7 protein-coding genes are annotated in these 14,075 nt (G+C 66.1%); 2 read left to right on the top strand and 5 right to left on the bottom strand.

Annotated features, from left to right (window positions below; translation table 11 throughout):
• Window positions 1-5,111: golvesin C-terminal-like domain-containing protein (locus tag ACTWQA_RS06525; protein ID WP_443158351.1), on the top strand; the 5,111-nt coding region annotated here is incomplete at its 5' end.
• Window positions 5,112-5,214: 103 nt separating this feature from the next.
• Window positions 5,215-5,649, top strand: a complete 435-nt coding sequence (locus ACTWQA_RS06520) for a hypothetical protein (protein ID WP_443158350.1) — start codon at window positions 5,215-5,217, stop codon at window positions 5,647-5,649.
• Window positions 5,650-5,894: 245 nt separating this feature from the next.
• On the opposite strand, the gene ACTWQA_RS06515 is transcribed toward ACTWQA_RS06520, so the two are convergent.
• From ACTWQA_RS06515 to glgB, 5 genes are all read right to left on the bottom strand, one after another.
• On the bottom strand, window positions 5,895-6,146 hold the full coding sequence (locus ACTWQA_RS06515; protein WP_443158349.1) for a hypothetical protein: 252 nt from the start codon (window positions 6,144-6,146) through the stop codon (window positions 5,895-5,897).
• Window positions 6,147-6,566: 420 nt separating this feature from the next.
• Window positions 6,567-7,925, bottom strand: coding sequence for a S8 family peptidase (locus tag ACTWQA_RS06510; RefSeq protein WP_443158348.1), 1,359 nt, complete (start codon window positions 7,923-7,925; stop codon window positions 6,567-6,569).
• A 163-nt stretch (window positions 7,926-8,088) separates the two neighbouring features.
• The gene (locus tag ACTWQA_RS06505; protein WP_443158347.1) at window positions 8,089-9,582 is read right to left on the bottom strand and encodes a S8 family peptidase; all 1,494 of its coding nucleotides are present in this window, start codon (window positions 9,580-9,582) and stop codon (window positions 8,089-8,091) included.
• 210 nt (window positions 9,583-9,792) lie between these two features.
• On the bottom strand, window positions 9,793-11,694 hold the full coding sequence (locus tag ACTWQA_RS06500) for a S8 family peptidase (protein WP_443158346.1): 1,902 nt from the start codon (window positions 11,692-11,694) through the stop codon (window positions 9,793-9,795).
• Between the two features lie 99 nt (window positions 11,695-11,793).
• Window positions 11,794-13,947, bottom strand: coding sequence for a 1,4-alpha-glucan branching protein GlgB (gene glgB, locus ACTWQA_RS06495; protein WP_443158359.1), 2,154 nt, complete (start codon window positions 13,945-13,947; stop codon window positions 11,794-11,796).
• Window positions 13,948-14,075: the final 128 nt, after the last annotated feature.

Below are 14,075 nucleotides of genomic sequence, written 5' to 3'. Positions count from 1 at the left end.
TCACCAAGCCGGACCGCACCCAGTTCTTCTTCGACGAGGAGGGCTTCCAGTCCGCGATCGTCGACAAGAACGGCAACACCATGGCGTTCACCTACGAGCGCCGCCACTCCAACAACAAGCCCACCAAGTTCCTGCAGTACATCACCGACGCCGCCGGCCGCCAGACGCTGACCTTCGACTACTACAAGAAGGGCCAGGACTACACCTACGTCAACGACGCCGGCCAGGAAGTCAGTGACACGAAGCTGACCAACCCGCACATCATCGACAACGTCGAGTCGATCACCGACATCGCCGGCCGCACGGTCACCTTCACCTACACCGACAAGGGCCTGATGGCCAAGATGGTCGACGGCGCGGGCGACGATGGCGCGAAGACGTTCGGCTTCACCTACGACGCCACCCAGGGCACCAAGAACGTCAAACTCGTCAACGTCACCGACCCGCGGGGCAACAGCACCAAGCTGGCCTACTACGAGGCGACGAACGACCCCAAGGACAAGTGGGAGCTCGAAACCCTCACCGACCGCGAGAACGGCATCACCCACTTCGACTACGTCGACCCCGACGGCCCGGGCGAGGCGAGGATCCATGCCACCGTCACCGACCCGCTCCAGCACGCCACGAAGTACGAGCTGGACGCCTTGGGCCGCCCCGAGAAGATCATCAACGCCAAGCAGGAGACCACCCGGCTGGTGTGGGAGCCCGATCACAACGTCACCGACCTGATCGAGGCCAGCGGGCAGCCCAACGAGGCGGTCACCAGCTGGACGTATGACCAGAAGACCGGCTACCCGCTGACGATCACCGACGCCGAGGCCAACAACGCCGAGGTCACCAAGGCGACGGTGCTGGACTACTACCGCGGCCTGGGCGGCTACGTCGCCGACCTGAAGACCAAGACCAGCCCGGAGGGCCGCTCCTGGGCCTTCGGCTATGACGCCAACGGCAACCTGAAGACGGTCACCGACCCGCTCGGCGTCCCGACGCCGGACGCGACGGACTACACCACCTTCTACGACTACGACCCCGTCGGCCAGCTGGCCAAGGTCATCGACGCCAGAGACAACCCCACCACGTTCACCGACTACCACGCCTCGGGCTTCCCGGAGAAGATCACCGACGCCGACAGCAACGTCACCACCACCGGCTACGACGTGCGCGGCAACGTGCTGTCGGTGACCGACGCGCTGGGCAAGACCACCAGCCAGACCTACGACATCTTCAAACGTCCGCTGGAGTCCAAGGTCCCCAAGGACCAAGACGCCTCCCCACCGGTGTTCATCACCACCCCGGCCCCGGTCTACGACCGCAACGACAACATCACGAAAACCACCGCCCCCAACGGCGCCGTCGCCACCGCCACCTACGACAAGGCCGACCAGCTGCTCGAGTCGGTGCTGCCCAAGGACACCGAGACGGGGCCCGAGCGCAAGGCCACCTTCACCTGGGACCTGGCCGGCAACCTCAAGACCCAGACCGAGCCCAAGGGCCACCTGACCGGCGCAAACGCGGCCGACTTCACCACCACCTACACCTACGACCCGATCTACCAGCTGACCGACGTCCTCAACGCCGACGTCGCCAACGGCAACCGCCAGAACAAGATCTCCTACGAGTACGACAACGTCGGCAACACCATCAAGGTCATCGACCCGCGCAAGAACGCCACCACCGACAGCGCCGACTACACCGCGTTCTACACCTACGACCTCAACCACCGCGTCAAGACCGTCAAGGACGCCGCGGGCTTCGAGACGTCCACCGAGTATGACCTGGACGGGCTCGTCGTCGGCCAGACCGACCAGGACAACAACAAGACGATCACCGCCTACAACGCACGCGGCGACGTCACCGAAACCAAGGTGCCGCATTCGGAGACCGGCGGCGTCATCAAGTACGTCACCACCCAGTTCACCTACGACGAGGTCGGCAACAAGACCAAGACCATCACCCCGCGCGGGGTGGAACGCGGCGGCGACCTGGTCGACTTCGTCGCCGAAACAAAATACGACAAGCTCAACCGCCCGATCGAGGAGATCTACCCCTACGACCGGTCCGACCCGGTCTACAACAAGCCCGACAGCGTCTTGTACTCCTACGACCCGGTCTCCCGGCTGAAGACGATCTCCCACCCGCCCTCGCACGGGCAGACCATCCGCAACGTATCGACGATGACCTACTGGGACAACGGCTGGTCCAAGACCACCACCGACCCATGGGACATCAAGGCCACCTACGACTACAACGAACTCGGCCTGCAGACCAACCGCACCGTCACCAGCGCGGGCGGCTCCTCCCAGCGTGCCCTGGACTGGGACTACTACCCCGACGGCAAACTCAAGACCCACTCCGACAACGGTGTCCCGCTCGGCCTCGACGTCGTCATGAACGACAACTCCGACACCGGCCAAGTCGCCACCACCGGCACCTGGACATCAGGTTCGGGCGGCAGCTCGGCCTCGAACATCGTCGGTCCCCAGACGGAGGCGGCCACCGGGTTCGTCGGCTACGACTACGCCACCGCCCCGGCGGGGACCGGGCAGTCGTCGTTCACCTGGAACCTGACCACCCCCACCGACGGCACCTACAAGGTTCAGGTGCAGTACCCAACCGGCGCCACGGCCACCAACGCCAGATACAGCGTCAAGCACCAGGGCGGCGAGGCCGGCGTCACCGTCGACCAGACCCAGAATGCCGGCACCTGGGTCGAGCTGGGCAGCTACACCTTCACCGCCGGCACCGCCCACAGCGTCATCCTCACCGATGCCGCGAACGGCACGGTGGCGGCGGATGCGGTCAAGCTGGTCCGCGACAACACCGGCGAGACGGACACCGAGAAGAAGGACTTCACCTACACCTACGACCCCAACGCCAACCTCACGAAGATCGAGGACAGGTCCCCCACCGCGAAGATCGACGTGTGGGACGTCGCCTACACCAACCTCAACCAGATCGACACGATCAAGGAGTTCCTCAACGGCGCGCTGAAGAACACCACCAGCTACGCCTACAACGAAAACAGCGCCGTCACCACCCGCACCCACGACAAGACCATCGCCACCTACGGCTACGACGTCCGCGACCTGGTCAACGAGGTCGTCAACAAGAAGTCGGCCACCGACACTGCGCCGAAGACCACCCGCTACACCTACACCCCGCGCGCCGAACGGGCGACGGAGACCAAGGCCAACGGCAACACCGTCACCTACGACTACTTCCTGTCCGGCGTCCTGCGCCACTCCCTCGAGAAGAAGCCCAACGCCACCGTCGTCTCCGAGCACACCATCGGCTACCAGGGCAACCTGCACCGTTCAAGCGACCACGCCAAGATCCAGAACGCCGACAACCCCGGCGCCTACCTGGACAACACCTACGCCTACACCTACGACCCCCGCGACCGCATCGCCAAAACCGTCAAAACCCCGACCGGCGGCGGCCCAGTCGAGACTGAGACCTACTCCCACGACGCCAACAGCAACGTCTGGGAGGAGGAGGTGCTCGGCAAGAAGACCACCTTCACCTACGACCGCAACCGCCTGATGACCTCGGTCACCAATGGCCAGACCTCGACCTACACCTACGACCCCTACGGCCGGCTGCGCACCATCCAGTCCGCCGGCAAGACGCTGGAGAAGTACACCTACGACGGCTTCGACCACGTCACCAAGCACGAAAAGCTCGGCACCGACGGCGTCACCAACACGGTCACCAGCTACACCTACGACCCGCTCGACAGGACATCGTCCAAGACCGAGAAGGAAGGCACCGCCAACGCCAAAACCACCACCTACTCCTACCTCGGCCTCTCCGCCGAGGTCTTGGACGAGGAGGTGGCCGGCAAGCTCACCAAGTCCTTCCAATACAGCCCGTGGGGCGAGCGGCTGTCACAGGTCAAGGTCAAGGCCGACAACACCGAGGAATCCTCCTACTACGGCTACAACGCCCACACCGACGTCGAGCAGATCACCAGCGAGACCGGCGACACCCGGGCCACCTACGGCTACACCGCCTACGGCAAGAACGACGACAAACTCTTCACCGGCGTCGACAAACCAGACCCCGTCGACCCCACCGCCAAAGAGGAGTACAACCCCTACCGCTTCAACGCCAAGCGCTGGGACAACTCCACCGGCATGTACGACATGGGGTTCCGCGACTACAACCCCAACCTCAACCGCTTCCTCAACCTCGACACCTACAACGGCGCACTCGACGACCTCTCCCTCGGCCTCGACCCCTGGACCGCCAACCGCTACGCCTTCCTCGGCGGCAATCCCATCAGCGGCATCGAACTCGACGGCCACCGGCCCGACGGCTGTGGTGACGGCTCCGGACGGATGGAGTGTGCGCCGACGCTCCAGCAGAAGGCCGATTCTAAGACCGCTAGCCCGGGTGATGTTTCTGAGATCGCCTTCAAAACGCATATAAGCAATCTGAACGAGAACGACAAGACGAAAGTCACAGCGAGTTCCGTCGCTCAGTCCGATCCAGACCTCGTGAATGCCTGGATCGAGACGACCCGCGACCGCACCGTCGAGGTTGTCGAAGACGTCCTCATTGGGGAATACAAGAGATGCGCCCGCGGGAATCGGGACGCATGCGCGGAATCTGCGATCAGCATCCTCACTATGAAGCTGTCATCGCTCCTCAAAAACGCTGCTCGGGCAGGTGCCGCGATAGTCAGCGCAGTCAAGAAGAGCGACGATGTTCCATTCCTCTATAGGGGTGATAGCCGGTCGGCCGACGACATCTTCAACAACGGCTTTACGGCACGTGATCCGAATATGCCTCTCGAAGATCACCTGTACAGCAAGACCGGCAACCACGGCCTAATCGCGACTTCTACAGATCGGGACGTGTCGATCGGTTTCGCAATCGGGAACGCCAACAAGGGCAAAGGGAACGGAGAAGTGCTCATTTATAAGATCCGCAATACAGGAGGAGGATTCAAGGTCCAGTACGACAAGTTAGACAAGAAATACCGGCACCTTAAGGCTGAACACGAGTACTGGTGGACCCGCATCGAACCCAGTGATATCGTTGGAGCCTGGCGCGTTAATCGCCAGGGTCAGCGCACCTGGATCCCTAATCCAAACTACGTTAAGTAGTGAAAAGTGATGCGGCATCAGCTGCCAGGGTGCCGCATCACCCCCAACCCCAAATCCCTCTGAATCGATCGGGGAAATCCGATTGCCCTTCATAAAAGTCACAATGAGATATCTCAAATGGATGCTGAGGATCCATCGGACACCCAAGCTGTTGGACACCGCCACAGGGGTTAAAGAGGCCTGCACAATTGTATCTAGACATGATGAGGATCACTCTCTGTATGAGATCGAAATAAAGAGAGGCGACGAAACCGTGCTGGCCGTACAGGCCAAGGAAGACTTCGAAGAAGCCTTGCAGATGATGCGGACACGGCTAGAGCAGCGCAACCTTCTACTCCTCATCAACAGATATCGAAAAAACGCCTTCGTCAGCACGATGGCACGCCAGATGAGCGACGGCCAGGCCTGCTATCTTGTCCGGATGGGGCGACCTGTCAGTCGCAGGCAAATAGTGGACAGTTTCGATCCTGCACCTGCCAGTAAAGTAGTCACACAACGTGAAGCCGATGAGTTTCTGGAGCAGTGGATTAATTCGTAAACCGAATACGTTCCGTGCGCCCAGCAGAGCAGGATGAGAAGCCAGTCAAGATCCTCGTCGAACGAGTGACAGAGGCCTGGGGATACTCCGCCTACGTGCAGTACCCACAGTGGTGATTTGTCGTCGAGGTCAATGACGGGTTGGACGACCGCGGCCCCACCGTCGTCATCCATTCCGCATGAGCCTGGTGACGGGTCATCTCTAGCGATCTTTGGTCGCTGGTTTCTGTAGGTTTGTGTCAAGTTTCACGACGCCCGGGGAAGTCGAGCTTGGGCGGCGTAGTCGTCGACATGCCGGGTGATGGTCTTGAGCGCCGCTCGGAGTTCGGGTGGCGCTTGGGGTTGATCGGCGGCGGTGAGCGGGACGAGTAACCGGTTGTAGATCTTGGTGTAGAAGACGGCGATGCGGACGCCGTCGTCGGTCAGGACGTAGCGGTTGGAGCGGGGTAGCCGGCGGATCAGGCCGTTGAGTCGCAACCGCCGCAGGTCGTAGGTCATCTGGCCCGTGCTGTAGCTGGTGGTGCCGAGTAGACCGTAGGCGCGCCTGGTGGGCCCTCCTGGGAGCTGCCTAGCGCCTGAGATTCGACCCACTACGGGCATGGGGCTCAGCCAGGCAAAGTGATCCATGGGCTGGCGAACTCCGGGAGTGGGCTTGATGACGCGGAGAGTGCGCCGGAGGCGCCTGAATAAGAGCGCCTTTGCTCTGACACGTGAATCCATGCGAGCACGCCCGAAGGGCGGATCTGGATCTAATGGCGCGAAGCGCCCCCTTGCGAAGACCATGTGCGCCGGCAAGCCTGCCCCAGGAGGAACTGCCCGAGCGGAGCGAGGTCCGCTCGGGGCGGTGTTCCGTCAGGCAAGCACGTAACTGGGTACGGCGTGGGTGCGCGCGGGCAACCCACCCCGTGCGTTCGTTGGTCAGAGGCGGCTGCGGAGTGCGGCGTAGACGTTGATCCTGGGGGTTGCCACCTCAATGCCTGCGCTTGAGTACGTGATCGGCTTGCCTGTGCTCTTCAGGGCCTCCAGGAGTTGGTCCACTCCTGCGCGGCGGTACTTCTGGTGCAGCAGGGCGAAGGCGCCCGTGACGTGCGGGGTCGCCATCGAGGTGCCGTTCAGGGCCGCGTACGAGTCGTCCACGATCGCCGCCGTGATGGCCACGCCCGGGGCGAAGACGTCCAGGAGCGGGCCGCGGTTGGAGAAGGCGGCCACGGCGTCCTGCTTGTCCGTGGCGCCTACCGCGACCGTGTTGGAGACGCACGCCGGCCAGGACACCGCCGCGTCGTAGCCGTTGTTGCCCGAGGCCACCACCGTGGCCACGCCCTTGGCCAGGAGCTTGTCCACTTCGGCCTTGAAGTCCACGCCGTCGCCCGTGTCGCAGGCGGTGTCGTACTTGCCGCCGCCCAGGCTCAGGTTCACCGAGGCCAGGTTGTGCTGGTCGGCCAGCGTGTCGGCGTAGGCCATGCCAGTCAGGATCGAGGAGTCGTACGCCAGGACGCACACGGGGCGGCCCGCGCAGTACGGCGAGTTGTCGAAGCGGCTGAAGACCTGGATCGGGATGATCGTGGCCTTCGGGGCGACGCCGTTGGCCGCGAAGCCGCTCGTGGCCTGGCCTGCCGCGATGCCCGCCACGTGCGTGCCGTGGTAGCACAGGCCGTACTGCGGCTGCGGCGCCCCCGTCATGCACGCGTCGGTCTCGGCGTTCGCCGCGCCGTCGCCGATCTGGAACTGGCTGCCGTTCGGGCACAGCGGCTTGGAGCCGTCGACGGGGTCGGTGGCTGAGAAGCAGGCCTGGGCCGCGATGCGGCCGCCGAAGGCGGGGTGGTCCTGGTCGATGCCCGTGTCGAGGATGGCGACGGCGGTGCCCTTGCCCGTGAAGCCCTGCTTGTGCGCCTTGTCGGCGCCGATCAGCGGGATGCTCTGCACCAGCGTGGGCTCGTTGAGCTTGTCCTTGCGGATGGAGACGACGTCGGACTGCTCGGCGATCTTCTCGAGTTCGGCGCGGGTGCCGCGGTAGACGAAGAAGTCCAGCTTGCCGGCGACCTCGGAGGGCGGTTCCGCGGCGACGTTCTTCTTGCCCTGCTTGACCTGCTCTGCGCTGGCTTGCACGGAGCCGACCTGGGCGGGCTGCTGCACGTGAACGATGGCGCGGTGCTCGCCGGTCGCCGTGATCTCAGGGTCGATCTTGGATTCGGGGTCGGCGAACGCGGGTGCGGCGACGAGTGTTGCCGAGGTTGCGGCTAACACGATCGCGCCGGCCAGCAGAGACGGGAGCCTCAACTGCTCCTCCGGGGGTCAGGGGGCATTTATCCCACCGAAGTGTAGTAATCGGACTGTTGGTGTCAGCGGGACTGTGGGTTCCGTTATCGGTTCTTGTTCTGGGCGCGTCTTTTCCCGGGATGCGGGAGGGCCGGAATCGCCGACCGGCTCCGGCCCTGCACATTCACGCGGCGGCGCGTCCGCCGGCGGTGGCGCGCTCGGCGTCGATCCGCGACGTGGTCGCCGAGATGCCCCCGGCGTTGTACTGGATCGCCCTTCCTGTCGCCTGCAGCCGCTGCAGGTTCTGCGCGACCGAGTTGCCGGGGAAGGCCTGCTTCAGCAGCGCGAACGTGCCCGCCACGTGTGGCGCGGACATCGACGTGCCGCTCGCCTCCCGGTACGTCCCGCTGGGCACCGCCGAGCGGACGCGCACGCCCGGCGCCAACAGGTCGAGCAGCGGCCCCCGGTTGGTGAACGAGGCCAGGCCGTCGGCGTCGTCGGTCGCGCCTACCGCGACGGCGGTGGAGATGCAGGCGGGGGCGCTGACGCCGTTCGCGGAGCCGTTGTTGCCCGCCGCCACTACTGGCGCCACCCCGAGCCCCACCAGGGTGTCGAAGTCCGGCTTGACCGCGGCGGCGCTCGGGTTGCCGTCACACGCCGTGGTGTACGGGCCGCCGCCGCCCAGGCTCATGTTCACCGCCGCGATGTTGTGCGTCCTGACCACCCTGGCGACGTACTCGAGCGCCAGCTTCTGATCGGAGGTGTAGCTCAGGAGGCACGGCGACATTCTCCTGCCGCCCCCGCAGAGCTGGGGGTTGTCCACCCGGCTGAAGACCTGGATCGCCAGGATGCCGGCCGCGGGGGCGACCCCGTTGGCCGGGGCGCCGGAGGCCATCCTGCCCGCCGCGATGCCGGCCACGTGGGAGCCGTGGTCGCAGATGCTCCTCCCGCTGACCATGCACTGCGCGGTCTCGGCGTCCGCCGCGCCGGGGCCGGTCTGGCTGGGCTGGTTGTTCGGGCAAAGGGAGACCGTGCGGTCGCCGGCGTCGGATGAGGAGAAGCACGCCTCGTCCACCAGCCGGCTGGTGAAGAAACCGTGGTCGCGGTCGATTCCCGTGTCGAGGACGGCGATCGCCGTGCCCCTGCCGGTCCAGCCTGCGGTGTTCGCCCGGTTCGAGCGGATCACGACGGTGCTGGTGTCGAGGGCGGGCGAGTGGAGCTCGTCCTTGTAGACCGCCTGGACGCGGACGTCCTTCTGGAGCTTGGCGAGCGTCGGCTGGTCCACTTTGGCGACGAAGAAGTTCGGCGATTTCGCCGACTGCAGGACCCGGCTGCCTTGGGAGGTCTGTTCGATGTCGCCGGCGACGGCGTCCACGCTCTGGCCCGGTTTGACCTGGATGATGGAGCGGACTCTGGCCCCCGACTCGATCTCTTCGACGAGCGCGGGGCTGATGGCCGGGCCGGTCATGTCGGCCTTGCCGGGTGTGAGGCGCGAGTTGCCGGATCTCGGCGCGCCTGGCGTGCCCGTGTCGGCCGAGCCCGGCGCGCTGGGCGTGCTGGGTGTTCCAGCGGTGTCGGTGGTGTCGGTGGTGTCGGCGTGGAGTGCCGGGGCCGTGCAGAGCACGGCGGATATGGCGGCCAGCGCGGTGGTGCGGGCGAGCAAGGACCGTAGCCTCACTGTTTCCTCCGAGGACGGCTGTGACGTGGCTGAGGCTGGAGCCGTGAAGCTCTTCCGGCTCCCGGCTTGCGTACAGCCACATACATCCCCACCTGCGACAACTGTGATGTCGGTGACCTATGTGCCGGAGATAAGCGTTGGAGGTGTTTTTACGTTGATGAGGCAAAAGAGAAGGCCGGTCAAGACTGACCGGCCTTCTCTGACAGTGAGCTACTTGACGGTTTTGAGGATGTCCTTCGTCGCCTTCTTCAGCGCCGCCGCGGACGGCTTGCTGCTCAGCCGCACCTTCTCCGCCGCGGTCAGCGTCGTGGTGCCGTTCGTGCCGTGCGCCCAGTTCAGCCAGGCCGTCAGCAGCGCGCTCTCGAGCTTGCTCTTACCGGTCTTGGTGTTCTTCAGCACCCGGTACGCCTTGCCCAGCGACGACGCCTTCGTCAGCTCGGGGAACACCTTGCTCGACTTGCTGATCAGCTTCAGGTAGCAGGTGAGCGTGGCGTCGGGGATCGTGCCGCTGCTGCGGTGGATCTCCACGGCCCAGGTCTTGGCCGGCATCTTCGTGGCGGCCGTGCCGCGCGTGCACACCGCCGCCGTGGTGGCCGGCGTCGGCGTGACGGTCACCGTGACCGTGACGGTCGGCAGCGGGACCGGCGAGGTGGACGACGAAGGCTCATCCGAGGGCTCGTCCGACGGGGCGTCCGAGGGATTGTCGTCGGAAGGCTCAGGGCTCGGGCCGCTCTCCGTGGGGCCGGGCTCCGGCGGAGCGACCGGGGTCTGCGTGATGGGCGGCTGCGTCGTCGCGCCGGCCAGCGCCGCCGCCAGGTCCAGGCGCGGCGTGGTGACCTGCGTGCCGTTGGCCTGGTACACGTACGGCCGGCCGGTCGTCTTCAACGTGTTGATCAGGTCGGGCATCGCCGTCTGCGGCGCCGCCTGCTTCATCAGCGCCAGCGCGCCGGCCACGTGCGGCGTGGCCATCGACGTGCCGCTGTAGACGGTCGTCACGTTGTCCGGCACCGACGACTCGATGTCCACACCCGGCGCGAACAGGTCCACCAGCGCACCGCGGTTGGAGAAGTCCGCGATGGCGTCGCTTCCGTCGTTCGCCCCGACGGCCACCGCCGAGGTGATGCAGGCCGGGTACGACGCCCCTTCGAAGAACTCGTTCCCCGCGGCCACCACGGTCGCGGTGCCCTTGGCCAGCAGCGCGTCGATCTTCGGCTTGAAGATCGCGCCCTCTTCGCTGGCGTCGCACTCGGTCTCCGACACCATGCCGCCCAGGCTCAGGTTCACCGCGGCGACCGGCTGGGTCAGCCCGGCCACGTAGTCCATGGCCAGCCGCAGCGACGACTCGAACGCCAGCAGGCACGACGGCTCGCCGCAGACGTCCTCGTCGTTGACCCGGCTGAACACCTGGACCGCCACGATTCCGGCGCCTGGCGCCACGCCTCCCGTGCCGGCCGCGATGCCCGCGACGTGGGTGCCGTGATCGCACAGGTTGACGCCGCCCGCCAGGCACTTCGCCGTCATGGCGTCGGCCGCGCCGGCCCCGATCTGCTCCGGCTGCCCGTTCGGGCACAGCGACTCCACGCCGCTCTCCACGGCGGAGAAGCACGCCTCGGCCACGATCCGGTTGCCGAACCACGGATGGTCGCGGTCGATGCCGGTGTCCAGCACGGCCACGGCCTGGCCGGTCCCGGTGAAGCCCTTGGCGTGCGCCTGGTCGGCGCCGATCAGCTTGAGGTTGGGGGAGACGTCGGCAGGCGTGTACGTCCTGTCCCGGTGGATCGAGGTGACCCGCGGGTCCTCGGCCAGCTTGGCCAGCTCCTCCGCGGTGCCCTCGACGACCATGAACGACTGGTTCTGCGGCCGCAGCAGCACGTCCACGCTCTCGGCCGCCGCCTGGCTCGCCACGGGCTCGTTCTGGGCGGGCTCGGTCAGCTCGACGATGGCCCGCTCGGGGCCGCCGTCGGCGGCTAAGCCATCCTCGACCTTGTCCTGAGCGATGGTGCTGCTGGGCGCGGGAGTCGGTGTCGGTGTCGGGTCGTCTGCGTAGGCCGGACCCGCTAACGGGAGCACGGCCAGCACGGTCGAGCACACGATCAGATGGCGAAGTCGCACGCGTTCTTCCTCCGAGGGGGATGATCTCGGAGTTTATGGCGATTTGCCCGGCAGGCACAGGCCCCGGGCCCGGTTTCCCACCGAACTTTCAGCGGACGTTCAGCGCGTGCCCTCGTGCGTGAGCCACACCGCGCCCATCGGCGGCACCCGCAGCGTGGTGGAGTATGGCAGCCCGTGGTAGGCCTCCACGGCCGCCTCGACCGACCCCATGTTGCCCACGCCGCTGCCCCAGTAGGCGTAGGCGTCGGTGTTGACCGCCTCCTCCCACCGCCCCGCGTACGGGAGCCCGAGCCGGTAGTTCTCGTGCGGCGCGCCGCTGAAGTTCACCACGCACGCCGCCGCCGACCCGTCGTTCGCGTAGCGGACGAACGAGAACGTGTTCCCGGAAGCGTCGTCGGCGTCGATCCACCGGAACCCGTCCGGCGAGGAGTCCTGCTGCCAGAGCGCCGGAGTCTCCTTGTAGATCCGGTTCAGGTCCCGGACCAGCCGCTGCACGCCCTGGTGCCCGTCGAACTCCAGCACCCACCAGTCCAGCCCACGCTCCTCCGACCACTCCGAGCCCTGGCCGAACTCACCGCCCATGAACAGCAGCTGCTTGCCCGGATGCGCCCACATGAACGCCAGCAGCGCCCGCAGCTGCGCGAAGCGCTGCCACTCGTCGCCGGGCATCTTGCCGAGCAGCGAGCCCTTGCCGTGCACGACCTCGTCGTGCGACAGCGGCAGCACGTAGTTCTCGGAGTACGCGTACAGCAGCGAGAACGTCATCTGGTGGTGGTGATACTGGCGGAAGATCGGCTCATGGCGCAGGTATTCGAGCGTGTCGTGCATCCAGCCCATGTTCCACTTGAACCCGAACCCGAGCCCGCCCAGGTGCACCGGCCGCGACACCCCCGGCCAGGCCGTCGACTCCTCCGCCACGGTCGAGATGCCGGGCGTCTCCCGGTAGCAGACGGCGTTCATCTCCTTGAGGAAGTCGACCGCGTCCAGGTTTTCCCTGCCGCCGTAGACGTTCGGCGTCCACTCGCCCTCGCGGCGCGAGTAGTCCAGGTAGAGCATCGACGCCACCGCGTCCACCCGCAGCCCGTCGATGTGGAACTCCTTGAGCCAATAGAGCGCGTTGGCGACCAGGAAGTTACGCACTTCCCTGCGGCCGAAGTCGAAGACGTACGTGCCCCAGTCCGGGTGCTCGCCCCTGCCCGGGTCGGCGTGCTCGTACAGCGGCGTGCCGTCGAAGCGCGCCAGCGCCCAGTCGTCCATCGGGAAGTGCGCCGGCACCCAGTCCAGCAGCACGCCGATGCCCCGCTGGTGCATGCGGTCCACGAAGTGGCGGAACTCGTCGGGGGTGCCGAACCTGGCCGTCGGCGCGTAGTAGGACGTCACCTGGTAGCCCCACGACCCGCCGAACGGGTGCTCGGCCACCGGCAGCAGCTCCACGTGCGTGAACCCCATGTCGGCGACGTACTCCGACAGCTGGTCGGCCAGCTCCACGTACGTCAGCCCGGGCCGCCACGACCCCAGGTGCACCTCGTAGACGCTCATCGGCTCGGCCTGGGAGTCCTTGTCCGGCCGGTTCGCCATCCACGCCTCGTCGTCCCAGCTGTAGGACGACTTGTCCACCACGGAGGCCGTCATCGGCGGCACCTCGGTCCGCCTGGCCATCGGGTCGGCCTTGTCCCGCCAAATGCCGTCCGCGCCGAGGATCTGGTATTTGTATCGCTCGCCCGCCGCCAGCTCGGGGATGAACAGCTCCCACACCCCTGACCGGCCCAGCGACCGCATCGGGTAAGCGGTGCCGTCCCAATGGTTGAAGTCGCCGACGACCCTGATGCCGCGCGCGTTCGGCGCCCAGACGGCGAACGCGGCGCCCTCGACGTCCTCATGCTTCATCACCCGTGCGCCGAGCGCCTCCCACAGCCGCTCGTGCCGCCCCTCGCCGATGAGATGCAGGTCCACCTCGCCCAGCGTGGGCCAGTGCCGGTACGGGTCCCGGAACGTACGCGGCTCGGCGCCGGCGTATTTGACGCTGAGTGTGTAGTCGGGCACCTTGTCCAGGCCGGGGACCGTGACCTCGAACACCCCGTGGGCCTGGTGTTTCATGTCGTGGGCCGTACCGTCCTCCAGCACCACCCTGACCCGCTCGGCGAGTGGGCGCAGCGCGCGGAAGACCACCCCGCCCGCGACGGGGTGCGCTCCCAGCACGGAGTGCGGATCATGGTGCGCCCCGCCCGCCAGGCGGTCGAGCTCTGTCCTCATCGGCATGCTCCCAACCTTGCCCTACGATGACCGTTCATCCCAGGCACTGCCCGCTTTCACCGAGACAATCACAGAAAGTGCAAAATCCCGGCTTCATCACGAGAGCATGCTGGAAGGGATAACTGATC

Source organism: Nonomuraea sp. 10N515B (assembly GCF_052245915.1).
GTDB lineage: Bacteria > Actinomycetota > Actinomycetes > Streptosporangiales > Streptosporangiaceae > Nonomuraea.
Note: the sequence above shows the minus strand (reverse complement) of the source record. Positions and strands in the feature narration are given on the sequence as shown.